Source organism: Colwellia sp. RSH04 (assembly GCF_003545765.1).
Lineage (GTDB): Bacteria > Pseudomonadota > Gammaproteobacteria > Enterobacterales > Alteromonadaceae > Colwellia.
This window is the reverse complement of sequence record NZ_QXIO01000003.1, coordinates 45588-71934: the sequence shown is the minus strand read 5'-3', so window position 1 is coordinate 71934 and position 26347 is coordinate 45588. Positions and strand designations below refer to the sequence as shown.

The window sequence follows — 26347 nt, the reverse complement described above, 5'->3', positions numbered from 1 at the left end:
GTTATAACCTTATTCGATGAGATTAAATGAGCGCTGCCACAAAGCTTATAATACTTCACTTCTCATCTGCAATAATTTGTTGGTAAAATATTGTTTTATAAGATAGTACTCGTAGCACCACTCACCTTAATTACCCTCACTAAATGTAACGATTTGTTTCTTTTATACACTTTATCGTATTTAATGGCCGCCTTGGCTTAACTTTTTACTTTTTCTATGCACTATAAATATACTAAGGGCATAAGAATGGATTGAGTAAATTATATGAACTACACACGGGTCGCCTTAAAAAATCCTGCTGCTATTATCGTCATTGTGGCTTTAGTCATGGTTTTTGGCATAATGAGTGTCTTCAAACTGCCACTACAGTTAACACCAGATATCGAACAACCTCAAATTAGTATTTTCACTGGCTGGCGCAGTGCTGCGCCTTCAGAGCTTGAGTCAGTTATTATTGAACCTATTGAAAATGTCGTTAAAAACACTCAAGGAGTTACTAAAGTAACTACGAGTATTGGCCGAGGCTTTGGTAGCATCACGCTAACATTTGATGTTGGCGCAGATATGCAAAAGGCCATGCTTGATGTTATTAATAATTTAAACCAAGCGCCTCCGTTGCCCTTAGACGCTATTGAACCAGTGGTTTCTGCTGGCGGTGGCCGCGGAGGACCAAATACAGCTTCTTTGATGATTAAGACCTTACCTGATAATCCTGCAGAAGATTTGGGACAATATCAAAAACTTATTGAAGATGTTGTTCAACCGCGTTTCGCTCGAATTCCTGGTATGGGACAAGTTAATCTTGCAAGTCATCGACCAAGAGAGCTTCGCATCACATTTGACCCAGTAAGGACCGCTTCTTTAGGTCTAACTATTGCAGATATAAGCTCAACCATTTCACGTTCTAGTGATGTTTCTGGCGGTGTTGCTAATGTTGGTAGAAGGCAATATACCGTCAGGTTCTCTGGTCAATATAGTATTGAAAACTTAACTGAAATGATCATTGGCTATAGTGATGATAGACCTATTTATTTGAAAGATATTGCTACTGTAGAAAATACCTTAGTTGATCGTTTTGGTTTTAATTTACGTAGCGGTCAACCTTCATATTATTTCACTTTAGTTCGTCAAAATGATGCTAATACTGTACAGCTGCTTGATGAAATTAATATAGCCATTAAAGAGTTAAATGAAGGTCCAATGAAGGCTGCAGGTTTAACAATTGACCTAAGTTTTGATTCTTCTGTTCACATTAGGAATGCGCTTAAACTAGTGCAAAATAATTTAGGTTTAGGGGTTATTTTAGCGTTAATTATTTTGTGGTTATTTCTTCGAGGGTTAAGGAATACCTTAATTATAGCGACGACTATTCCAATCTCTTTATTAGTTGCTTTTGTTGCTTTAACCGTTTTTGAACGTACTTTAAATGTGATTTCTTTGGCAGGATTAGCCTTTTCAGTTGGTTTAGTTTTGGATGCTGCGATTATTGTGCAAGAAAATATTGTCCGTTTGCGAAGCCAAGGTATGGATAACCATAAAGCCGTATTAAAAGGTACTCTTGAAGTGACTGGTGCACTGTTTGCTTCAACGGCGACTAGCGTTGCAATATTTTTACCGATTCTATTTATGGAAGGGATCGAAGGGCAGTTGTTCTCTGATCTTGCCTTGACCTTGTCAATAGCAGTTATTGCTTCTCTATTAGCTGCTATTACGGTATTACCTATTGCGAGTAAATATTGGCTTAAAGAAGAAAAAGAAATTGATCCTTATGCACATTATTGGCAAAAGCTAACGCTTTTAGTTATGAGGTTAACCAATAACCGAGTTAAACGTATAACATGGATAGCACTACTCTTAGGTGGATCTATTGCGCTAAGTATGGTGTTACTTCCTAAAACAGACTTTATGCCAAGAGCGCCGATTGATGGTTTTTTCTATAGCTTAAATATGCCCCCTGGCGGTAATGTTGATTTTATTGAACATGAAATGGCAACGTTAGTTAAATCACGTTTAGCGCCTTATTTATCGGGCGAAAAGCTACCTAAAATAAAAAGTTATAACTTTTATTCTTTTGGCTCAGGTTCTACTGGCGGGTTTATTTATTCTGATGATCCAACTCGTGTTGAAGAACTAATGAATGAAGTAAGAACTGAAGTATTATCTGATCTACCTGATACTCAAGTGTTCTTATTTCGCGGTTCAATGATCAATGTATCTGGCGGTGGAAATGGTAGAACCATTGATATTGACATTAATGGATCAGATATTGAAGCCTTGATGGCCGTGGCTCAGGCAGGTATCAGCACCATTCAAAGCAAAATGGAAGGGACTACCGCTTTTCCTATTCCTAGTTTAAGCCTTGCTGAGCCAGAGTTAAACCTGACACCTAACGATCAACGAATTACTCAGGCTGGTTTAACTCGTCGCGATGTTGCAAATGCTATTAGAGCTTATACCAGTGGTTTGTTTATAGGTGAATATTTTGACGGCAATGACAGAGTCAATGTCATCTTACGTGGAGAGCAATGGGATACACCTGATGAATTAGCCGCTTTACCTATCCACTCTCCGTTAGCTGGTAGCCAAACGATTGGTGAATTGACACAAATTAATCGAACAGCAGGACCCACACAATTGCGACGTGTTGATGGTAAGCGTACGATTAGTATTCAAGTATCACCTCCTGCCACTATGTCATTAGAAGAAGCGATTGTTATACTCAATGAGCAAGTGCTTCCTGAAATGGAAAAACAATTACCTGAAGATGCGGCAATTTTATTAAGTGGTAATGCGAACAAAATGGCATCTGCAATTTCTGATATGGTGAAAAATTTTATCTTGGCTTTAGTGATATTGTTTTTGTTAATGACAGCACTATTTAAATCAGCCAAAGACAGTATTTTAGTGCTGTTAGTGATGCCATTAGCCGTTTCTGGAGGGGTTATTGGCTTAAGTGTGCTGAATATATTTGCCTATCAATCGCTAGATTTATTAACCATGATTGGTTTTATTATTTTATTAGGCTTAGTTGTTAATAACGCTATTTTACTTGTTGATCAAACAAGGCAAGCAGAGTTTAGTGGCTTATCACGTTGTAATGCGGTTGCACAAGCGATCCGTATTCGTGCGAGACCCGTTTATATGAGTACATTGACTAGTATATTTGGCATGATGCCATTGATGTTAATGCCCGGAGTAGGAAGTGAAATATATCGTGGTTTGGCAACTGTTATTGTTGGTGGGATGACAGTTAGTGCTTTGTTTACTTTGATACTGTTCCCTAGCTTATTAAGATTAACAGAATCAACAAATAAAAATGATAATGGACAGGTTGTGTCTATTGTACCACAACAAGAATTACGCGTGAGTAACCGCTAGGAGAGCAGTATGTTAAATAGCATGAAAAATAATATGAACAATACAATAAAACACTTAGCGTGGGGTAGTGCATTATTCTTATCTCTTACAGGTATAGGGTTTGCTGCAGATGTCGCTGGAAAGCCCGTTAAAGTTGATACAGTTCAAAACCAGGTTTTAGCTTCTACAACTGATTTAAATGCGACTTTATATAGTCGCTCACATATTCCAATTACTGCTGGGGTTAGTGGCAAACTTGAGCGTATTGCTGAGCCAGGTGAATATGTTGATAAAGGTGGTTTACTGGTAAGTTTAGACTTAGTGCCTTTACAGCTTAGGCAAGCAGAGCAGCAAGCTCAAATAAAAAGGGAACAAATTAATTTAGCCTATTTGAAGAAGGAACTTTCTCGTTTAGAGCAACTAAGCTTAACAAAAGCGACGTCTCAATTTCAGTTGGATCAAACGCGTTCAAAATATGAATTAGCGTCTGCTGATTTAGATATTGCGCAGTTAAAATTAAAACAAGTAGACGATCAACTTTCACGAGCAGTGTTAAAAGCACCTTTTGCTGGTGTAGTTACCGAACGTATTGTTAGAGCAGGTGCCGATGTTAATAGGGGTGATGTACTACTTAAATTACTTGATACACAAAATCTCGAAGCGCGATTATATATACCGATAAAATATTTAGCATATGTAAATAAAGGTGATGAACTCAGAATGTCAGCTAGTGATAAATCTGTTTTTGGGGTTGTGTTTGCTAAAATACCTAGAGCAGACCCTCGTTCACAAACCTTTGAGGTGAGACTTTCAATTCCTCAATCACTGAATAACTTTTGGGCTGCGGGACAGCTTGTAAGAGTTACAGTGCCTACACAGGCTGCCAAAAAGGGATTAACTGTTCATCGAGATGCGTTAATTTTGCGTAAAGATGGCACTTATGTCGTCAAGATTGATGCACAGAATAAGGTTACTCGTCTATTAGTCAAAGTTGGTCAAGGTGATAAAGAGCGAGTAACGATTAATGGTGAGTTAGAGCATGGAGATAAAGTCGCTATTCGTGGGGCAGAGCGTTTATCAGATGGTGAGACCGTGGTGGTTCAATAGGGTATGTGTAACCTTGGGATACAAACTTTGTACTAACCAAACATAATATCAAACAGAATTTAATTGAGGCGTAGTGATTAAAATCTCATTAATCTACATAAATTAACTACAAAGAATAGTAAATCATGGTTAAAGGTATCTCAAGGACAGCAGTGTTCAATGGATTTTCTACCACAAAATCAAAAAAACTAAATTGCTCTGAATAATTAGCATGTTAAATCAGAGTGCTATGTGTTCTTTAAAAGGCTTTTGACAAGCTTTTTTACATTCACTAGTATTGGCGTCGAATGCGTTATCTTATTAAGGCCTGTTGATGTTTTAGGGTTGTTGCACAAATAACCTTGAAAAATCATAAATTCCTAGTCAATCGTGATGAAAATTTACCGATGAATTTATCAATTATCCCTCAGTTTAAAGGCAAGCGTTGGCTTAAAATACTATTGAGAAGTATTCATTTAGTTGGTTTCTCAGGTGTTTTTGCTTATATTTTATTTGATGAGCCTCAGGTGATCTATTGGGTGATTATGTTGACATCAGGTTTGGGATTACTGATTGTTGAAGCCTTTTCAAATTTACTTTGGTTTGTTCAAGTTAGAGCGCTTTTTATGTATTTAAAGCTTGTACTACTTGGTGTGGTTTTTCTTTACCCTAGCTATGCCTTTCATTGCTTTATTATCATTGTCATGATGTCTGGTATCATCGCTCATGCGCCAAGCTCTGTGAGGTATTTTTCGTTTATTCATTTTAAAAAGGTAAAATCTGTTCATGACATCAAAGGTTAATGCTAACGAACCGGTTAGTGAATTATTACTACAAAGCTTGGCATACTTAGCACCGCTGAGTATTGATTATCCTATTTTAGATTTAGCATGTGGTCAGGGGCGCAATGGCTTATGTTTGATCGAAGGAGGCCATGATGTCGTTTTTGCTGATAAAAACTTAGCATCTTTAGCTTATATCAAAAAATCGCTGCGCCATGAACTTTATGATGAAAGTAAAGAGTACGCTGCTTTTTGGCATGTAGATTTTGAGCAGCCAGATTTTACGGAGTTAGCGAACAAGAAATATTCTGCTATTGTAGTTTTTCGTTACTTACATCGCGCTTTGTTTACGCAAATAAAGCAGGCGATTATCCCTAATGGATTAATCGTTTATGAAACGTTTACAACAGAACAAGCTCAATTTGGTAAACCTTCAAACCCAGATTTTTTATTAAATAAAGGTGAGTTGAGATCTATTTTTTCAGATTGGCAAATTTTGCATTACTTTGAAGGGATTGTTAGTTCAAATCATAGCAACACAAAACAAGCGATTGCCCAAATTATTGCTATCAAAACCGAGTGATTTATTAAGTGGCATAATTTATATGTTTTTAGTGATAGCTTTTCCAAAGTAAAACATTTCATTTTACATATTTCTCTTGTTTCAGCTGCTCTACTACATTAAGTTAGAGTTATTATATTTCACTTTTTCAGTGATAAAATAAGGTAGTCTTTTGTTTAATCAAGCAACTAAAAATACTGTTTTTAGGCGTTATAACATTGCAGTAGTTGTTGCATTTATTGCTATTATTTTAATTGCTTTATCATTAGCAACGCTCCGCTATTTTAATGAACTTGGCCAACATAAAACTGATGATTTAAAAGCATTACAAAGAGAAGCTGAGCAGTTAAATACTATTTTAATGCAATCGGTCTTTGCAATAGATGGCATTCAAGAATTTGCACAATACACTTTAGAGTCGCCTCTACATGTAAACCCTCCTTTCCCTAAATTAGCCCAAGATGGCGATTTCTTTTATTTAGACAAAGCAAAATATGATGTCCTTCAACAAGGTAGACGATTAAGTGCCAATATTACAGGCTTTGGTAAAGTTGAAGAGTTTAGCGAGCTAAAAAAACGTGAGATAGCTATGGCGAATGCATTAACGCCTGCCTTTATCTCAGCACAAAAAATAATCGAGCAAGCCACATGGTTTTATTATGTTTCTTACCAGAAGTTCGTCAATTTATATCCTTGGGTTGATAGAGATATATGGCAATACAATAATGAAATGTTATCAAACACCCATAACACGGCATTGCGTCAATTAACTGAGTACAATAACCATATCGTTTGGTCTCCTCCTTATTTAGATTCAGCGGGTAGTGGTATGAATGCCTCATTAGGTAAAGGGGTTTTTTATAAGGGTAAACTGCTAGGCTCAGTAGTGGTTGATATTAATTTAGCAAGGTTACACCAAAGTTTGCCTACGTTATCGAAAGCGAATCAAGGTTATGTTTTGTATAACGAAAACAATCATATCTTTTTATTTAAAAGACTAGGTAAAGGACCATTAACTTATCGTGCTTCTTGGCAAGAATTATTACCTGAATCGTTAAATGAACTCAGTGCTACAAGCTTAGAAAATATCGGTGATTCTGTTCGCTTTGGTGATTGGTTAATTGAAAAACAACCCTTGGCAGTTAATGGCTGGATATTATTAAAATACCAAGATTATGATGATTTTACTCAACCGCTTCGTAGTCGCTTCATCTTTATTTTTGCTCTATTATTTATTGGCTTACTTGCTTTTTTAATGCTAGTTAATGCGATGACAAGGCGTACTTTTATTGCCCCTACAACCGAGTTTATTAGGCACATTGAATATTGTGCTCAAGGAGATCCCGGTAAAATCAAACCTAGCTTAGATTGGTTACATTGGTTTCAAGTGGTGGAAGATATTTTCACTCAAAACCGTAGCTTATTACTGCAATTAAAAGAACAAAACGACGTATTAGATACGCGTGTTAATGAAAAAACCAAAGCATTACAAGAAACAAGTAAAAAGCATCAACGTGATTACGCTTTATTGCGCTCTGTAATGAATGCCATACCTGAGTTAATTCTGTTTAATGACCCTGATGGCCTATTGATAGGTTGTAACCAAGCATTTGAACGCATTACCCATCATCAAGAGCAGAAAATGTTAGGTCAAAAAGCGTCGCAATTTATGCCTAAGGCACTAGCGACAGAAATTAACTACCTTAACTCGCTTAACGATGAAGTATTCCCACAGCAAGCGTTGATTGAAGCGGGTGCATTTATATATCAAGGTTTTTGCAATCAGTTTGTTAATGAGCAAGGTGAAGTACTCGGTACAATTACTATTTTGCGTGATGTCACTAAGCAACATGCGACTAGAACAGCCCTAGAAAAAGCCAAAGATCAGGCCGAATATGCCAATAAAGTAAAAATTCAATTTTTGGCGAATATGAGTCATGAGATCAGAACGCCTATAAATGCCATGCAAGGCATGATGGATTTACTACAGACAACTTCGCTTAATACTCGTCAACATCACTATTTACAAAACGCGAAAACAGCTTCTGTGACCTTGTTACATCTAGTTAATGAGTTATTAGACTTATCTAAAATTGAAGCCGGTAAGATGGTCATAAGTAAGGAGCCTGTCAATCTTGCCCATGTCATTGATAAAGCGTTAAAACTTAACATTGTTAATGTAAATCATAATAATGTCGACTTGCTTGTTGACGTTTCGCCTGATGTGCCTAATGACGTCATCAGTGATGAAATGCGCTTAGTACAAGTTATCGCTAATTTATTTAATAATGCGATTAAGTTCACTGAACACGGCAGCATAGCGCTTAAAGTCGATAACATTGGTAGCGGTGAAAACAATGTTTTAGTGCGTTTTCGTATGCAAGATACGGGGATTGGTATTGCGAAAGAAAAACAAGGACTACTATTTAAAGCATTTAGCCAAGCAGACGAATCAATGACACGTAAGTATGGCGGCTCTGGTTTAGGGTTATCTATTTGTCAGCAAATTATTAAATTATTAGGCGGTGAAATAAGCTTAAAAAGTGAATTAGGGCGGGGAAGTGAGTTAAGTTTCGTTTTACCATTGAAATTAGCTGAATCGACGATAAATACACCAAAAGAAATCATTACTATTTGCAATATTCAACAGCAGTTAAACCAAAGTTTTGTTGATACTATTTTACGAAGTGGCGCTCATTATTTTTACTTTGAATCGTTAGACGCTTTCATAAGGCAAAACTTTCAAGGACCAGTAGTAATACTTGTTGATGAAACAATATTTGCGCAAGAGAGTACTTTACTCAAGAGTTGTTACGATAAAATATCGCTTCTCGGTTTATGCCATGCTGCTATGGTTGAACTTTCGCCTGAGACATCACGTGAAATTTCACAATTAAATGTGCCATATACTTTACTCGATTTTCCTTTGTATCGTTTTACATTAGCGCAAATATACTCGGCACTTAATGAAAATTCAGAACAGCCTATAAAGACAATAAATACCGAAGATATTGCTAACAATGTAATACCTACGGTTCAAGAAAGTGCCGTTGTTACATCAGGAGAAGAGCTTTCAGGAGTGCGTATCTTATTGGTTGAAGATAACCTAGTGAATCAACTGGTGGCAAAAGAGTTATTATTAAATATGCATGCCCATGTAACGATAGCTGATAATGGTCAACGAGCTTTAGAATCATTAACGCAGCAATCATTTGATATCGTCCTTATGGACATTCAAATGCCTATTATGGATGGTTTAACCGCAGCGAAAAAAATAAGAGAGCAAGCGTGTTTTCAATCGCTGCCTATTATCGCGATGACAGCGCATGCAAGAGATGAAGATATTAAGAACAGTTTAGATGCAGGCATGAATCTGCACATGTCTAAACCAGTGACTAGAGAAAGTTTGTGTCAAAGTATTGTACAACTGCTTATGAAATAGCAGGATTCTAAGTCGCAATGCCTTTTTTTAAGCAGTAGATTAATTTAGCAGACGTTTTGTTTAGTAACCGTGCGCCAAAGCATTGCGAATATATTTTATGATTAGCTTAAGCTTTTAGAGAAAAGTACTTCAAGCTTATTGATGGTTTCTTTTATTTTCGTCACATCGGTTGGGGCAATAAAAATAGTGTCATCTCCTGCAATAGTACCTAAAACACCATCGCTCTTACTCAAACTATCGAGTAAGCGAGCAATTAATTGCGCTGCACCAGGGCTGGTTTGAATAATGATCATTACATCATTATGCTCAATCTCTAGTACCAGTTGTTTCAACGGGCTTTGTGCCGTTGGCACACCTAGCTCTGCTGGCAAACAATACACCATTTCTTGGCGGGCGTTCCGTGTTCTTACCGCCCCATATTTGCTCAACATTCGAGAAATTTTCGATTGGCTAATATTATCAAAGCCATTGGCTTTTAATGCATCAACAATTTCACCCTGTGAACCAAATTGTTCTTGCTTTAATAAATCTTTAAATGCTTGTACTAGCACTTCTTGTTTTTGCTGGCCGCTCATAATTGTCTAAAAAACCTTTCTAATTGCTTGTAATCAAGTTTCATACCAGTGAAAGTTGCTATACTTTAGAAGTTAGAATAACTGCACTAATACTAAAGTTGAGTTCTTTATTGTTATTTTTCGTTTTATTATACGTTATCGCACCGTAAGTTAATAATAATTGTTTTTTACTTGCTTATACTATATCGTTTGCGCAATAAATTTTACGTAATTACTCAACTTTTACATAATGAGTGAATTATACTTTAATAAAATTCATAACACTTCGGAGAAATCACATGAAAGTAGCTGTTTTAGGTGCCGCTGGCGGTATTGGTCAAGCATTATCTTTACTATTAAAAACTCAATTACCTGCGGGTTCTGATTTATCACTATACGATGTAGCACCCGTTGTTCCGGGTGTTGCTGTAGATTTATCACATATCCCTACGGCAGTTAACGTAGCTGGTTTTGGCCGTGATGATTTAGATGCTGCTTTATCAAATGCTGATATCGTATTAATTCCAGCAGGTATGCCACGTAAGCCAGGTATGGATCGTGCTGATTTATTCAACGTAAATGCTGGTATCATCAAAACATTAGCGGAAGGTATTGTTGCTAACTGTCCAAAAGCTTTAGTAGGCATTATTACTAACCCAGTAAATGGTACGGTACCAATTGTTGCTGAAGTATTTAAGAAAGCTGGCACATATGATAAAAACCGTGTATTTGGTATCACTACGTTAGATGTTATTCGCAGTGAAGCATTCGTTGCTGAATTAAAAGGTTTAAATGTTGCTGACGTAAAAGTACCTGTAATTGGTGGTCACTCAGGCACAACAATTTTACCATTACTTTCACAAGTTGAAGGTGCAACGTTTACTGAAGAAGAAGTGGCAGCATTAACGCCGCGTATTCAAAATGCAGGTACTGAAGTAGTAAATGCAAAAGCGGGTGGTGGCAGTGCTACATTGTCAATGGGCGCAGCAGCAGCTCGTTTCTGTATGTCTTTAGTTAAAGGCTTACAAGGTGAAGACGTAGTTGATTACGCTTATGTTGAAGTTCAAGATGGCGATGCACCTTACTTTGCACACCCAGTACGTTTAGGTAAAAATGGCGTAGAAGAAATTTTATCTTACGGTGAACTAAGTGCGTTTGAACAGAAAGCAAAAGATGACATGCTTGACACATTGAAAAAAGACATCCAAGAAGGTGTTGATTTTATGGCTAGCTAATGTAGCCATACTAATAAAAACGCGCTGTTACTTGAAAAAGTAAAGCGCGTTTTTTTATGCCAGAACTTTAGGGCGTGTTGACCTTTGTTTTTATTCTCAGCAGGATGTTGCTATTTTACACCGAGCTTTACTAAAAACTGGCTATATTCTTTATCGCTTTTTTGAATATGAAAAGTTAACCAATCTTTCAAAAACTGCATGACTTGTTCAGTCATATCCATTTGGTAATGATCAAATCGATCTTTTAGCTCCAACAGCTGCACAATTAATTCATCATGCTGACGTTTATGCTCAATACCCTCCTGATAGCCATATTGCTCGAATAGTTCTTCTTCATAGGCAAAATGCGTTTTGGTGTATTGGGTTAAATCGGCAAAAGATTTTTTAAAAATATCACGAGGATCGTCCAAGTCCATAGCATCATTTAATGTGTTAATAATTCTTATTAATTCTTTATGTTGTGTATCAATACTCTCAATACCTACGCTTAATTCTTTTGACCAAGTGATCAGCGGCATAACATTTCCTTTTTATTAGCTTTCCATGATAAACAGCCTAAGTGTTAGTTGTGGTAGCTTATTATTTGTGGATACTTATAACTTAGTTGCTGTTGATAGAATGAACAATGTTAAGCGGAACTAGCTTGATATGGATCAATAAAAATAGGTGATAAGGGATTTTTCAAGATATTGATACAAGAGCATTGAGCTATTTTAAGCACAATGCTCTGATCAAAGATAATTAAGCAGTACGATTTGCGGCAATGTGAGCTAAGCTTATCAGCGCTGTCTTATACGAAGATTCAGGTAAAACACTTAGCGCGTTAATGGCTTTATCAGCCTCAATTTCAGCTTGTTTTTGTGTATAGACTAATGAGCCTGTATCTTCCATCGCTTGAAGTATTTCATCTAAGTGATCCATACCATTACCGTGTTCAATAGCATCACGAATAAGCTGTCTTTGCGTGTCAGTACCATGTTTCATTGCATAAAGTAATGGTAGCGTAGGTTTTCCTTCAGCAAGGTCATCACCGACATTTTTGCCCATTTCTTTCGCATCAGCAGTGTAATCCATAATATCGTCTACTAACTGAAAGGCTGTGCCTAAATATTTACCGTAATCGGTCATTGCTTGCTCAACAACTGCATCTTGACCTGAAATCACGGCGGCTAAACGTGTCGCGGCTTCAAATAACTTTGCGGTTTTACAATAAATGACTTGTAGATAGCTTTCTTCAGTCGTGTCAGGATCATTACAATTCATTAATTGTAATACTTCACCTTCAGCGACAATATTAGTGGCATCAGATAAAATATCCATAATGCGCATATTCGCCAATTTAGTCATCATTTGAAAAGAGCGGGTATAAAGGAAGTCACCGACTAAAACACTGGCGCCATTACCAAACATTGCATTGGCTGTTTCTCGTCCTCTACGCATATTCGATTCATCAACAACGTCATCATGCAATAAAGTGGCTGTGTGAATAAACTCTATGATCGCAGCGATCGCGCAATGATCTTTACCAGAATAACCTAGCGCACGAGCTGCTAACACGGTTAACATGGGGCGCATACGCTTACCACCACTGTTAACAATGTAAATACCAAGTTGGTTAATTAAAGCAACATCAGAGTGTAGTTGTTGGTAGATTAAATCATTAACAACTGTCATATCGTCTTGTGTTAATGCTTGTATTGCTTTTACATCCATAATGAAAAAAATAAAGACCGTTTAGTAAACTGTATAATATGCGACAAAGTTTACACGAAATTGACGACGAAAGAAGTTTTCAAAGGGCTTAGTTTTAATTCTATTGAAGAAAATAATAAAATTTAGAAAAAAGAAAGAAATCATCATATTTATACTTGCCCTACATCGTATCTTCGCGTAGAATTCGCGCCCTATATTTTAAAATTTAGCGTCATCATATTATTGGCGCAGTACGGAGTAGCTATGTACGCGGTATTCCAAAGCGGTGGTAAACAGCATCGTGTAACCGAAGGACAAACAGTTCGTCTAGAAAAGCTTGAGCTTGAAGTAGGCGCAACAATAGAGTTTGATAATGTTTTAATGATCGCCAATGGCGACAACATCAACGTAGGTGCACCTTACGTTGCTGGTGGTAAAGTAGTAGCAGAAGTAGTAAACCAAGGTCGTGCAGACAAAGTTACTATTGTTAAATTCAAACGTCGTAAGCATTCACGTAAACAAGCGGGCCATCGTCAATGGTTCACTGAAGTGAAGATTACTGGTATTAACGGCTAATTAGGAGCATTTTGACATGGCACATAAGAAAGCTGCAGGTAGTACACGAAATGGTCGCGATTCTGAAGCTAAACGCCTAGGTGTTAAGCGTTTTGGTGGCGAAACTGTTTTAGCTGGTAACATTATTGTTCGTCAACGTGGTACTAAATTCCACGCTGGTAACAACATGGGTATTGGTAAAGATCACACTTTATTTGCTTTATCTGACGGTAAAGTTCAATTTGAAGTTAAAGGTCCAAAGAATCGTAAATATGTTAGCATCATTGCTGACTAATTAAGAAAACGATTTGATAAAAACCTCGCTTCTCAGCGAGGTTTTTTTTTGCATATAAGGTTTTATAGACTGATATGTGATTAATTAATTTAGATCGCTGGTAAAATAACAACCCAGTAAGTTTACTCATTAAGCGCTAATGAGAAATAACTTAATAGGTTTGGTATAAGATCTAAATCGTTTATACTAGTACAGGTTAATGTACTAACAAGTTAAGGTTGTTTAAACACCATGAAATTCGTTGATGAAGTTGAAATCAGAGTTGAAGCAGGCGATGGCGGCAACGGCTGTGTCAGTTTTCGTAAAGAGAAATATATTGAATTTGGCGGCCCTGATGGTGGCGATGGTGGCGATGGCGGTGATGTATACCTTATTGCCGATGAAAGCTTAAACACGTTAATTGATTATCGCTTTGAACGTTTTCACCGTGCAAAACGTGGTGAAAATGGACGTAGTCGTAACTGTACAGGTAAAAGCAGTGATGATTTATTCTTGAAAGTGCCAGTCGGTACGCGCTGTGTTGATGAAGATACTGGCGAACAAATAGGCGACTTAACGGTAAAAGATCAAAAACTTATGGTGGCCAAAGGTGGCTGGCATGGTTTGGGTAACACCCGCTTCAAAAGTAGTACTAACCGTGCACCCAGACAGAAAACTGATGGTACCGCAGGTGAAATTCGTAACTTAAAACTTGAATTACTTTTACTTGCAGACGTTGGTTTACTCGGTTTACCTAATGCTGGTAAATCGACCTTAATTCGCAGCGTATCAGCGGCAAAACCTAAAGTGGCAGATTACCCATTTACTACCTTAGTGCCTAATTTAGGTGTAGTACGTTTAGACTCACAACGTAGTTTTGTTATTGCCGATATTCCTGGTTTAATTGAAGGTGCGGCAGATGGAGCTGGCTTAGGAACTCAATTCTTAAAGCATTTAGAGCGTTGTCGAATATTACTTCACGTGATTGATGTAATGCCAGCCGATGGTTCAGATCCTTTAGAAAACGCCAAGACTATTATCAACGAGCTTGAACAGCATAATGAAAAGCTAGCAAATAAGCCACGTTGGATCGTTTTCAATAAACTAGATCTTTTATTAGAAGAAGAAGCAAAAGAATTAACTGACAGTATTATCGAAGGCCTAGGCTGGGAAGGTAATGTTTATAGTATTTCAGCCTTTAATAAGATGGGAACTGAATCACTTTGTCAAAAAGTGATGACCTTCATTGAAGAGTTACCAGAAGAAGTTGAAGAAACAGTAGAAGAGAAAGCTGTTGACTTTAAATGGGATACTTACCATCAAGATGCTATGGATGATCTTTCTGATGATCTTGATGACGATGATTGGGACGAAGATGACTACGATGTAGAAGTTGAATATCGCCCATAAAAACAAGAATATATGACGAAGGCTGTGATGATGAATCACAGCCTTTTTTAATAGTGAACGATCAAAACATATTTTTAGGATCAAGATGACAATTTTATCTATGATAGTGGCAACAGCTGCTGATAACGTGATTGGTAAAGACAATGACATGCCTTGGCACCTACCAGCTGATTTAGCCTACTTTAAAAAAGTGACCTTAGGTAAGCCGATAATCATGGGGAGAAAAACCTATGAATCTATTGGTAGACCTTTACCTGGGCGAAGAAATATTGTGATCTCTCGTGACGAAAACTATCAAAGAGACGGCATTGATACGGTAATGTCTGTTGAGCAAGCACTGGCACTTGTTGAAGACGTCGCTGAAATAATGGTCATTGGCGGTGGCGCAATCTATAAGCATTGTTTACCTGCTGCAACACGACTTTACATTACTCATATTGATGCTGAAATTGATGGGGATACTCGCTTTCCTGATTATAACGATGGCAGCTGGAAAAAGGTTAGTAGTGAAGTTAGACCAAGTGATGAAAAAAATGCTTATCAACTAGACTTTTGTGTTTATGAACGTATTTAAATAGACAATATTTAGCATATAAAAAGCCGATAGCATTATCTGTTATCGGCTTTTTACTTAATTACTAGCTAGTTATTTACTGGTTAGTTAATTACTGGTTACGAAATCCAAAATACCTAGCGCTGCTTTTCGACCCTGATCAATTGCGGTAACTACTAAGTCAGAGCCAAGTACCATATCACCACCAGCAAAAATATTTTGTTTACTGGTTTGCAGGGCAAATTCAGAGTTGTCTCTAGCGAGTACTCTGCCACGAGAATCTAGCTCTATTCCTGCATCTATCATCCATTGTGGTGGGCTGGGTAAAAAACCAAAGGCAATCACTACGGCGTCGGCCTCCATGACAAATTCTGAGCCTTCAATGGGCTCTGGGTTACGTCTGCCGTTAGTATCAGGTGCGCCTAGTTGTGTTTTAACAAAGCGCACGCCAATGGCTGTACCTTGCTCATCAACCGCAATATCAATAGGTTGCAAGTTAAAGGCAAAGTTAACCCCTTCTTCTTTGGCGTTTTGCACTTCTCGAGGTGAGCCTGGCATGTTGGCTTCATCACGACGATACGCACAAGTCACTTCAGTAGCATTTTGTCTAATCGAGGTTCGTACACAATCCATGGCGGTATCACCACCACCAAGAACGACGACTTTCTTGTCTTTAAAATTAACGTAAGGTTTAGCATTTTCAGTGATTTCCATTAATTGTTGTGTGTTACCAATTAAGAAATCTAACGCATTATAAACGCCTTCAGCGTCTTCATTATCAAAACCACCGGTCATGTCTTTATAAGTACCAAGACCTAAGAAAACTGCGTCATATTCGTTGCTTAGGTCGCTAAAGCTAATATCAGTACCGACATTGGTGTTAAGTCTAAATTCAATGCCCATGCCTTCAAGTATTTCGCGGCGCGTTTGAATGACTTCTTTTTCAAGTTTAAATGACGGAATACCAAAGGTAAGCAAGCCACCAATTTGCGCATGACGGTCAAAAACCACAACATCAACACCGTTTCGGGTTAACACATCAGCACAGGCTAAACCGGCAGGTCCAGCGCCAATAACGGCAACGCGTTTTCCTGTTTTAACGACGTGTGATAAATCAGGCTTCCAACCTTGGCTTAACGCGGTATCGGTAATATGCTTTTCAATATTACCGATAGTCACTGCGCCAAACTCATCGTTTAAGGTACATGCCGATTCACATAACCTGTCTTGTGGACATACTCGACCACACATTTCAGGTAGACTATTGGTTTCATGACATAAGTCTGCTGCTTCAAAAATTTTTCCTTCAGTGACTAATTCAAGCCACTGTGGAATGTAGTTATGCACTGGGCATTTCCATTCACAATATGGGTTACCACAATCCAAACATCGATCGGCTTGCCCAATACTTTGATCTTTACTTAGCGGTTGGTAAATTTCTACAAAATTTATTTTACGATCGGCAATGGATTTTTTCGCTGGATCGATTCGTTTTACATCAATAAATTGATAAACATTTTTACTCATAATTTTATTCCTCTGTTATCAACTTATTAATTATTGCGCTTGAACACGCAGTTCTGCACTAGAGCGACTGCGATGACCAAGTAAGGTTTTCACATCAGTAGCTTTAGGTTTAACAAGTTTGAACATAGGTGCAAAGGTATCGAAATCATGTAAAATTTCGTGGGCTCTTAAGCTACCTGTCTCTTCAAAGTGTTGATTAATAATGCCGCGTAAGTGTTCTTGGTGAATAGCTAGTTCATCGATGGCTAGCATTTCAATAGACTCTTTATTTAAACGCACATCAAGATCATTAGTTTCATCTAACACATAAGCAAAACCACCAGTCATACCAGCACCAAAGTTAACGCCAACTTTACCTAATATGGCCACAACGCCACCTGTCATGTATTCACAGGCGTGATCACCAGTGCCTTCAATAACGGCATGACAACCAGAGTTACGAACAGCAAAACGTTCACCCGCTCGGCCACAACCGTATAATTTACCGCCAGTTGCTCCATATAAACAGGTGTTACCCATGATCATGGTTTTATGACTTAAATATTCAACACCGCGAGGTGGTTTAATGGTTAACTTACCACCGGTCATGCCTTTACCCACATAATCATTGGCATCGCCCGTTAGGTTCAGGTGTAAACCACCTGCATTCCACACACCAAAACTTTGGCCAGCAGTACCCGATAAGTGAATGGTAATTGGATGAGCTGCCATACCTTGGTCACCATGATGACGTGCAATTTCACCTGATAAGGTAGCACCTACTGAACGATCAGTATTCTGTATGGTAAAGCGGTGTTCACCACCACTACTATGGGCAACCCCATCTTGGCAAGCAGCTAACATTTGTTGGTTTAACTTGCCTTCATCAAAGGCAGTATTTTTTTCTGTTTGATGTAATGCCGTATGCTCACCAGCGATAACAGGGGCAATAATAGGTGATAAATCAAGCTTTTGTTGCTTAGCGCTGATGCCTTCTACCTGCACTAACAAGTCAGTACGACCAATAATATCAGTTAGGCTTTCAACACCAAGTTTGGCTAATATTTCACGCACGTCGCGAGCAATAAACTTAAAGTAATTCATGACTTGATCAGGTAAGCCTTTAAAGAACTGTTCACGTAATACTTCATCTTGTGTAGCAACACCTGTTGCACAGTTGTTTAAATGACATATTCTTAAGAATTTACACCCTAAAGCAACCATAGGCGCTGTACCAAAGCCAAAGCTTTCAGCACCTAGAATAGCGGCTTTTACAATGTCTACGCCGGTTTTTAAACCGCCATCAACTTGCAGGCGTACTTTATGACGCAAACCATTTTCTACTAGTGATTGGTGCGCTTCCGCTAAACCTAACTCCCAAGGGCAACCCGCGTATTTAACTGAGGTTAGCGGGCTAGCAGCTGTACCGCCATCGTAACCAGATATCGTAATGAAATCGGCGTAGGCTTTAGCAACCCCAGAAGCGATAGTACCAACACCTGGGCCTGAAACCAGTTTTACTGAAATGACAGCTTTCGGGTTAACTTGTTTCAAATCGAAAATTAGCTGAGCTAAATCTTCAATAGAATAAATGTCATGGTGTGGCGGTGGAGATATTAAGGTGACGCCAGGGACTGAATAACGCAATTTAGCGATAAGCGGAGATACTTTATCACCCGGCAATTGACCACCTTCACCAGGCTTAGCGCCTTGTGCTACTTTAATTTGTAGCACGTCAGCATTTACTAAATAATGCGGTGTTACGCCAAATCGGCCTGAGGCAATTTGTTTTATACGAGAATTCTTAACGGTGCCAAAACGGCGTTCGTCTTCACCACCTTCACCTGAATTAGAATAACCGCCTAAACGGTTCATTGCGATAGCTAAAGCTTCATGTGCTTCTGGACTTAATGCACCAATAGACATTGCAGCAGAGTCAAAGCGTTTAAACATTTCACTTTCGCTTTCTACTTTATCTAAACTGATTTGTTCAGTGTCTTCTTTAAATTGCAGTAAATCACGAAGCATAGCGATAGGGCGCTCATTCACTTCTTCGGCAAATTTTCTATAGTCACTGTAGTCGCCATTTTGTACTGCACGTTGCAAATAGTTAACCACATCAGGATTAAAGGCGTGATATTCACCACCATGAACGTATTTTAATAAACCACCATGGCTCATTTTTTGATGTGGTAAAAAGGCTTTGCGTGCTAAGTTAATCAGGTCTTGTTCAATATCTTTAAAGTCAGCACCTTTAATTCGACTTGGTAAATCGCTAAAACACAATTGCATGATGTCGTCATTAAGACCGATAACTTCAAATAAGCCAGCACAGCGATAACTGGCAATTGTTGAGATGCCCATTTTAGATAGGATTTTCAACAAGCCTTTATTAATGCCTTCTCGGTAATTGACAATAGCATCGCGAGCACTTAAATCAATTTGACCTTGCTCTACTAGCTGTTCAATGGTCTCAAACGCTAAGTACGGATAAATTGCCGTTGCACCTAATCCAAGTAGTACAGCGTATTGATGTGAATCACGTACTGAGGCGGTTTCAACAATAATGTTAGAGTCACAACGAAGTTGTTGGTCGACTAACCGTTTTTGTACAGCACCAACAGCCATTGCTGCAGGTATAACGAGTAAACCCGGATGGATTTGTCTGTCTGATAAAACTAATATTACAGTGTGCTTATCTCTTACTAAATTCTCTGCTTCATTACAAAGTCGTTTTATGGCTGCTTCTAGACCTTCTTCAGCATCATAGGTTAATGTTAGCGTGTCAGAACGATAATGCTCAGGATCAAGCTCTCTTAATTGCTTCAAGCCTGTGTACATAAGTACAGGCGTTGAAAAGAGCATACGATCGGCATGCCCTGAGGTTTCATTAAAAACATTATGCTCACGACCAATACAGGTACCTAATGACATGACATAACGTTCACGTAATGGATCAATTGGTGGGTTAGTAACTTGAGCAAACTGTTGACGGAAATAATCGTAAATGGTGCGTGGTTGTGATGAAAGCACAGCCATTGGCGTGTCGTCACCCATAGAACCTGTAGCTTCTTGACCATTTTCTGCCAGTGTTTTAATCACCTGATGAATTTCTTCATAACTGTAATTAAACATTTTATGGAATTGCGCCATTTCTTCATCTGAAAAAACACGCGTGCCAATGAGGTTGGCTTCAAGTTCGTCAAATGGCACAAGGCGTCGAATATTTTTGTTTAACCAGTCACGATATGTATGGCGCTCTTTAAGATCGTTATCAATATCAGACGAGTTAAACAACTTACCTGTGTAGGTATCTAAAGCGAGCATTTCGCCGGGTCCAACGCGTCCTTTTTCTACGACTTCATCTTCACCATAGTCCCAAATACCAACTTCAGAAGCTAAGGTGATAAAACCGTTTCGGGTAATAACGTAGCGGGCAGGTCGCAGACCGTTTCTATCTAAGTTACAGGCCACATGACGGCCATTGGTCATAACTACCCCTGCTGGGCCGTCCCATGGTTCCATGTGCATCGAGTTAAATTCATAAAAAGCACGTAATTCGTCATCCATTAAGGGATTGTTTTGCCAAGCAGGAGGCATAAGCAAACGCATTGCACGGTATAAATCCATACCACCAGCTAAAAATAGTTCTAGCATGTTATCTAATGATGAAGAATCTGAGCCACTTTGACCAACAAAAGGTGCGGCATCTTGTAAATCAGGTAATAGCGGAGACTTAAATCGGTAAGTACGTGCACGACTCCACTGACGGTTACCATTAATGGTATTTATTTCACCATTATGAGCTAAGTAACGAAATGGCTGTGCTAAATGCCATTGAGGAGAAGTATTGGTTGAGAAACGTTGATGAAATACACATATTGCTGTTTGCATACGAATATCAGCAAGGTCTAAATAAAAGTTTGGTAAATCTACCGGCATCATTAAGCCTTTGTAGATAGTTACTAAACATGACAGACTGGCAACGTAGAATCTGTCATCAGTGATACGTTTTTCTGCACGACGACGTGCCATATATAAGCGACGTTCTAAGTCTCTATTTCTCCATCCTGGAGGTGCATCAACAAATACTTGTTCTATTTTTGGTAAATTGCCTAAGGCTATTTCACCTAATACTGAGGTATCAACAGGTACTGTTCTCCAACCGACTAGAGTTAAGCTCTCATTGGCGAGTTCTTCTTCTAGAACCTTTTTAGATAATGCAGCTTCGATTGGATCTGGATTTAAGAAAATCATCCCAACCGCATATTTCTTACCTAGCTTCCAATTATTATCTTCAGCGACGGCGCGGAAAAAACTATCTGGTTTTTGTAATAATAATCCACAACCATCACCTGTTTTACCATCGGCAGCAATACCGCCGCGATGTTGCATACGATCAAGAGCAGAAATAGCTGTCTTAATTAATTTGTGACTGGTTTCACCTTGTTGATGGGCAATTAAGCCAAAGCCACAATTGTCCTTTTGGACGCTATGATCATAAAGCTGCATTTTTTTCTCCTAAAATATATTCAACTTACTCACAGGACGAATGGAAGAGAATAAAGGCATGAAAAAAATGCATAAATACTCTTATTTAAAGTAAGTGGAACTTTCAACATTACCGACTAATAGGTGAAAGGTCAATTTAAATAGAGCTTTTGCTCGTAATTTATTTTCATTATTTGTAAGCTTTTAATAATTATTATTGAGTACCTATATTGTTAACTTATTGTTTTTCCGTGCTTAATGTGTTTTTTGTTATTTAAATTACAAATAAAACACTATTTTATTGTAATTTTATTACATTTTGGTTGGTTATATAGTTTTTAGGAATATTCAATATTTATTCAGTTTATAATAGTGTAAAACAGGATATCTATGTTATTTTTTAATGTTTGATATAAAATAGAAGTACAGAAAGAAAACTAGAAATGAAACCTTAAGCCTTTAAGCGGTCGAATGTTTTATCAACTATAGGTATGAGATGCATGTATTGCCCTTTGATGAACGGGCATTGCTGCTTGCAACTTGATTGGCAAACATAAAAAAACCAATAGGAGTTACTATTGGTTTAATGTTTAACTATTCTTGTTTTGCGTTATTGAAGATAGGCTAGTTAATATTAAGGCTGATAACCGTCAGTTACACCTTTGGTTGTAATACTCACCGCATCATGAGCATGTAAAGATTCAAGGTGGTTTATTTTGAGCCAAAAATCATCAAACTGCGTTGTTTGATTCATACTGTACTGTAAACGTCTTGCCGCATCTTCACAAAACATTAAGTTTTGACCATTAAGACGTGCAAACTCTTGTTCATCTTCACGTTTTACTGCCGCTTGCACGGGAGTTTGCAATGACTCTTCTATAACATCAACTAGGTAAGTAATAGGAAAATCATTCACTTCGCTATTAAGTTTTACTTTAACCTCAGCAACAGAACGTTGAGAATGCGGAGTTGCGACTATTCCTTCAGTGGTGCCTAACCATTCGTGAACATCTGCTAAAGCAAGTTCATTTTGAGTAGAAAATTTGTCTTGAAATGCTTGTTGAATTAATTGTCTTGCTAGTGCAGCTGAACAAGGACAAGTTGATGAATAACGCACATCAATTGCTAGTTCAACCGTTAGCTGACCTTTATTTAGAAGACCTGTTATGGTAACAGGGTAAGCTTTCCAACCTTCTTTACCACTAACTAATGACTTTCTACGTAAATGGTATTCAAAATTGAATTGCACTTTAGCTTGATCAGATAAATCATCGTGACTTGAAATAAAGCCATCTAACAAGGTAACTAAACTTTGGTAAGTTAACGTGCCATTAGTTGAAAGCTCATCAAGTAATAAATATAAGCGAGACATATGAATGCCTTTAGCTTGCGCTTCTTTTAGGTTTACAAAAGCATCAACATGCGCTGAAACCATACGCTCTGCTTCACCATTAGAGGCAACCATTATAGGCATTTCTATATTACTCATGCCAACCCAATCGAGCGTACCTTCGGTTTGGGCTGTAGTATGGTTTGCAATATCAGGCATGGATGTCGGCATTACGGCTCCGCATTAATAAAAATATATAAAATAAGTAGGTAGGCGTTAAAGCTAAACAAGGATTAACTTAAGCCCCTACCACAAGTAAATCTAAGGGCGCATATTCTAGCTTATTTTTTAATACGGATCATTATTGTTCTAACTATTGTTGTGATTAGGTTAGTATTAATTGTTATAAAAATACAATATGGCCATATTTTTCAGTACATTAACTAAATTTGTAAAGAAGGTTTTACGAGAATAAAAATCGGCTTTTCAGTGACTTATTACTGGCTTGTTGAAGTGAACTAATTTAGGTAAAGTGGTGCTCTTTCATATTATAAATGGGGTTGCTGTGAATTCAGAACAAACACTACCACTACTTGATATTGCACTTTTACAGGGATATGTAGATAGCCTAGGAAAAAATATTGTTGAACAAATGTTCGCGCTTTATCAACAACAAGCAAAAGTATACTTGGCAGATATAAAAAAAGCACAAGTAGCAGATGATAGTCAGCTTTGGCAAGAGCATTGTCATAAAATGAAAGGTGCATCAGCAAGTGTTGGTTTATTACAGTTACATAAGCAATTAGTTGCTTTAGAAAAGTCCACTGCAAGTCAAGCTGAAAAAGCAGAGTGTTTGTTAGTGTTAGAAAATGAAAACCAACTTGCTATCAATGCATTTCAAGATTGGCTTAATTTGGATTGACCCTGTAAAGAATATAAAAAAAGAGTGGCTAATAGGCCACCCTTCATTATTTATGCTTGTATGTTTAGTTAGCTGTTAATCTATTGTGCCTACAAATCGGTAACCTTCACCATGAATAGTATTAATTAGTTCACTGGCATTATCTATAGATTCAAAGTGCTTGCGTAAACGTCTTATCGTTACATCAACAGTTCTATCGTTTTCACGAAGATCTCTTCCGGTCATTTCTTTAATCAATTCTTGACGAGATATAATTTTACCTGCATTTTTAATGAGCAAGTTTAACGCACGAAATTCACCTCGAGGTATAGCAATGATTTCACCTGTTGGGCTAGTCATTTGTCGAGAGTTACCATCTAATGTCCATTGATTGAAAGTAATAACACTGCTGGTTTCTTCTTCTGATCTCGGTTGGCCAATACGGTTTAAGATATTTCTAGCTCTTATTGTTAACTCTCTAGGGTTAAATGGTTTGGTGAGATAATCATCTGCACCTATTTCTAACCCTAAAACTTTATCTATATCACTATCTCTTCCAGTTAAGAAAATCAGCCCTAAATCTCTATTTTTAGTGAGTTCACGAGCAAGTAATAACCCGTTTTTTCCTGGTAAATTAATATCCATAATGACTAAATTAATAGCATTCTGCTCAAGCTGTTGAGCCATGGATTCACCATCTATCGCCTCGAATACCTGATAGCCCTCAGCTTCAAATAAATTACGTAAGTTGAACCGAGTTACATCTTCATCTTCAACGATGAGAATTTGGTAAGTTTCCATCTTTTTTATACACCAGTTTTATATGTCAGAACCTTATAGATTGAAGTGCTGGACATTATTAACATTTATTTAACTATGTTAGCTAAGTCAGTTCAAAAAAACAATCGAGACATAGGTTTAGTTGTCATTTTGTTGATAGGCTTCAATTTTTACAGGGAAAGTTATATCAAAACTTACCCCTTCATTTAACTCACTCTCTACGTTAATGTGACCATCTAACGCTTGTGTTACAAGGTTATAGACTAAATGCATACCTAAGCCACTGCCACCTGAGCCGCGTTTGGTTGTTGTGAAGGGTTCAAAAATTCTCGCTTTAATCGCCTCATTAATACCGACACCATTATCGCTATATACCATATGAAGTTGATCGCTCAAGCTCATGACTTTAATTTCAATAGCTCTGTCCTCAACACCTTCAAATGCATGATAAATAGAATTTAAAATAAGGTTAATTAAAATTTGATTGATAGGTCCTGGCTTACTAGTAACTACTAAATTACTTGGGCATTCTAATTGGTAACTGACTGAAGATGATTTAAGTTTCGCTGCGAGTGTTATTAATATTTCATCTAATAACTCTTTAACATTAAACGTTCTTGATTCGGCACTAGATTGGTCAACGGCAACCTTCTTAAAGCTTGATATTAACTTGGCGGCCCGTTCTAAATTTCTAAAAATGATAGAAACATTTTCTTCACCATCATTAAGAAACTTCTTCAACTGACTGGATTTTAATGTTTTTTCTTCGAAGGCGGTTTTTATCTCTTTAAGTTTGTCGGCAAGTAGACTCGATGCAGTTACGCCAAGGCCAATGGGGGTATTAACCTCATGAGCGATACCTGCCACCATATCACCTAAAGAAGCCATTTTTTCTGTTTCAACAAGCTGACCTTGGAATTGATGAAGCTTTTCTAACGTAGATAATAACTCTTGGTTTGACTCCTTCAGGGCATCAGTTCTTGAATTTACCTTTTCTTTTAACTCATCGTTTATGTCAATCGCATGTTTTTGTGCATCTTCAATGTTGGCAATATGCTTTTCTGTTCTGTTGAGTAAAATATTAATATTTTGCGCTAATATATCAAGTTCAGTGAAGGATTGTTGTTCGAGTCTTAGGCTATAGTTTTTGCTTTGAGATATTTGCTGTAACCCCTCAATTAAGGAGATAACCGGCTTTTGAGAATTGTTATATATTTTTAGTGCGATAAATACTGCTAATATAATCGCAATCGTCATAAGCATAAAGGCAAGATAAGTTAGTTTTTTTAGCAGGTTATTTGTATCAGCTAAACTTGCTTGTAAGTAGACATGACCAACCACTTTATTATTAACTGTTATTTTTCGCATCAACTCTAAGTAGTTACCTTGATAACGAACAGATGTTAATTTTCCTATTTCATCAATTTTGTTTGTAATGGCAGGAAAGTTGTGGTTTCGGTTATAGCTAGTGAAAAACTCCGCATTCTGATCTTCGGTAACACGGTAAATATGAACTCTATTGATTTTTTGGGTAAACAGAATTTGCTTGAGTTTATCTTTTAATTCACCATGATGTTTTTCAATATTACCTTGTAAATACGGTGCACTTTGCTTAGCGATATATTTAGCCCAAGATTGCGCTTCCTGTTCTAATAGTTGACTCTCAAACTCGTGACTTTTTTCAATAATGACAATAAATGAAGTCAATAAAACCACACCAATAAGACCAATAATATAATTAAGGTAATAACTACGCAGAGATTTTATTTTTGTAATCGTTGACATATTTGGGCTTACCAGCTTATTCAAATAAGTAGGAATCTATATATGATAATTG

Annotated in this window: 19 protein-coding genes; 11 read left to right on the top strand and 8 right to left on the bottom strand. The window is 37.6% G+C overall.

All coding sequences use genetic code 11. The features are described 5' to 3' along the window. Positions 1 to 264: 264 nt before the first annotated feature. From D1094_RS05925 to D1094_RS05905, 5 genes are all read left to right on the top strand, one after another. Positions 265 to 3378, top strand: coding sequence for an efflux RND transporter permease subunit (locus tag D1094_RS05925; protein WP_118959182.1), 3114 nt, complete (start codon positions 265 to 267; stop codon positions 3376 to 3378). Between the two features lie 9 nt (positions 3379 to 3387). Then, the gene (locus tag D1094_RS05920) at positions 3388 to 4464 is read left to right on the top strand and encodes an efflux RND transporter periplasmic adaptor subunit (protein WP_118959181.1); all 1077 of its coding nucleotides are present in this window, start codon (positions 3388 to 3390) and stop codon (positions 4462 to 4464) included. A 386-nt stretch (positions 4465 to 4850) separates the two neighbouring features. Further along, positions 4851 to 5246, top strand: coding sequence for a hypothetical protein (locus D1094_RS05915; RefSeq protein ID WP_147361058.1), 396 nt, complete (start codon positions 4851 to 4853; stop codon positions 5244 to 5246). Beyond that, positions 5230 to 5808, top strand: coding sequence for an SAM-dependent methyltransferase (locus tag D1094_RS05910; RefSeq protein WP_118959179.1), 579 nt, complete (start codon positions 5230 to 5232; stop codon positions 5806 to 5808). Before D1094_RS05915 ends, D1094_RS05910 begins: the two co-directional genes overlap by 17 nt. A gap of 151 nt (positions 5809 to 5959) precedes the next feature. After that, positions 5960 to 9229, top strand: coding sequence for an ATP-binding protein (locus tag D1094_RS05905; RefSeq protein WP_118959178.1), 3270 nt, complete (start codon positions 5960 to 5962; stop codon positions 9227 to 9229). A gap of 101 nt (positions 9230 to 9330) precedes the next feature. Here D1094_RS05905 and argR read toward each other — a convergent pair whose 3' ends face one another. After that, complete coding sequence (gene argR / locus D1094_RS05900; protein WP_118959177.1) at positions 9331 to 9804, bottom strand: transcriptional regulator ArgR; 474 nt, start codon at positions 9802 to 9804, stop codon at positions 9331 to 9333. A gap of 278 nt (positions 9805 to 10082) precedes the next feature. On the opposite strand from argR, the gene mdh reads away from it, so the two are divergent. Further along, complete coding sequence (mdh, locus tag D1094_RS05895) at positions 10083 to 11018, top strand: malate dehydrogenase (RefSeq protein WP_118959176.1); 936 nt, start codon at positions 10083 to 10085, stop codon at positions 11016 to 11018. Positions 11019 to 11128: 110 nt separating this feature from the next. Here mdh and D1094_RS05890 read toward each other — a convergent pair whose 3' ends face one another. Then, the gene (locus D1094_RS05890) at positions 11129 to 11536 is read right to left on the bottom strand and encodes a bacteriohemerythrin (RefSeq protein ID WP_118959175.1); all 408 of its coding nucleotides are present in this window, start codon (positions 11534 to 11536) and stop codon (positions 11129 to 11131) included. Between the two features lie 223 nt (positions 11537 to 11759). Then, positions 11760 to 12731: an octaprenyl diphosphate synthase gene (gene ispB / locus D1094_RS05885; RefSeq protein WP_147361057.1), complete on the bottom strand. Its 972-nt coding sequence runs from the start codon at positions 12729 to 12731 to the stop codon at positions 11760 to 11762. A 243-nt stretch (positions 12732 to 12974) separates the two neighbouring features. On the opposite strand from ispB, the gene rplU reads away from it, so the two are divergent. The 4 genes from rplU to folA all read left to right on the top strand — a co-directional run bounded on the left by rplU (position 12975) and on the right by folA (position 15523). Continuing rightward, entirely contained in the window at positions 12975 to 13286 is a 312-nt protein-coding gene (rplU, locus tag D1094_RS05880) for a 50S ribosomal protein L21 (protein WP_118959173.1), read from the top strand. Positions 13287 to 13302: 16 nt separating this feature from the next. Beyond that, positions 13303 to 13560, top strand: coding sequence for a 50S ribosomal protein L27 (gene rpmA / locus D1094_RS05875; protein WP_118959172.1), 258 nt, complete (start codon positions 13303 to 13305; stop codon positions 13558 to 13560). 231 nt (positions 13561 to 13791) lie between these two features. Beyond that, on the top strand, positions 13792 to 14949 hold the full coding sequence (gene cgtA / locus D1094_RS05870) for an Obg family GTPase CgtA (RefSeq protein WP_118959171.1): 1158 nt from the start codon (positions 13792 to 13794) through the stop codon (positions 14947 to 14949). An 85-nt stretch (positions 14950 to 15034) separates the two neighbouring features. Continuing rightward, positions 15035 to 15523, top strand: a complete 489-nt coding sequence (gene folA / locus D1094_RS05865) for a type 3 dihydrofolate reductase (RefSeq protein ID WP_118959170.1) — start codon at positions 15035 to 15037, stop codon at positions 15521 to 15523. Between the two features lie 87 nt (positions 15524 to 15610). Here the strand turns inward: folA and D1094_RS05860 are convergent, their stop codons facing one another. The 3 genes from D1094_RS05860 to folE2 form a co-directional block, all read right to left on the bottom strand. Beyond that, positions 15611 to 17029 carry an FAD-dependent oxidoreductase gene (locus tag D1094_RS05860; RefSeq protein WP_118959169.1) on the bottom strand — a complete coding sequence of 473 codons (1419 nt, stop codon included), beginning with the start codon at positions 17027 to 17029 and terminating at the stop codon, positions 15611 to 15613. A gap of 30 nt (positions 17030 to 17059) precedes the next feature. Beyond that, complete coding sequence (gltB, locus tag D1094_RS05855) at positions 17060 to 21520, bottom strand: glutamate synthase large subunit (RefSeq protein WP_118959168.1); 4461 nt, start codon at positions 21518 to 21520, stop codon at positions 17060 to 17062. Positions 21521 to 22133: 613 nt separating this feature from the next. Beyond that, on the bottom strand, positions 22134 to 23060 hold the full coding sequence (gene folE2, locus D1094_RS05850) for a GTP cyclohydrolase FolE2 (protein WP_118959167.1): 927 nt from the start codon (positions 23058 to 23060) through the stop codon (positions 22134 to 22136). Positions 23061 to 23394: 334 nt separating this feature from the next. On the opposite strand from folE2, the gene D1094_RS05845 reads away from it, so the two are divergent. Next, positions 23395 to 23751 (top strand): Hpt domain-containing protein, encoded by a 357-nt coding sequence (locus D1094_RS05845; protein ID WP_259337836.1) that lies wholly within the window; start codon positions 23395 to 23397, stop codon positions 23749 to 23751. 75 nt (positions 23752 to 23826) lie between these two features. On the opposite strand, the gene arcA is transcribed toward D1094_RS05845, so the two are convergent. Further along, entirely contained in the window at positions 23827 to 24531 is a 705-nt protein-coding gene (gene arcA, locus D1094_RS05840; RefSeq protein WP_118959166.1) for a two-component system response regulator ArcA, read from the bottom strand. A gap of 117 nt (positions 24532 to 24648) precedes the next feature. After that, the gene (locus D1094_RS05835) at positions 24649 to 26295 is read right to left on the bottom strand and encodes an ATP-binding protein (RefSeq protein ID WP_118959165.1); all 1647 of its coding nucleotides are present in this window, start codon (positions 26293 to 26295) and stop codon (positions 24649 to 24651) included. Positions 26296 to 26347 lie beyond the last annotated feature (52 nt).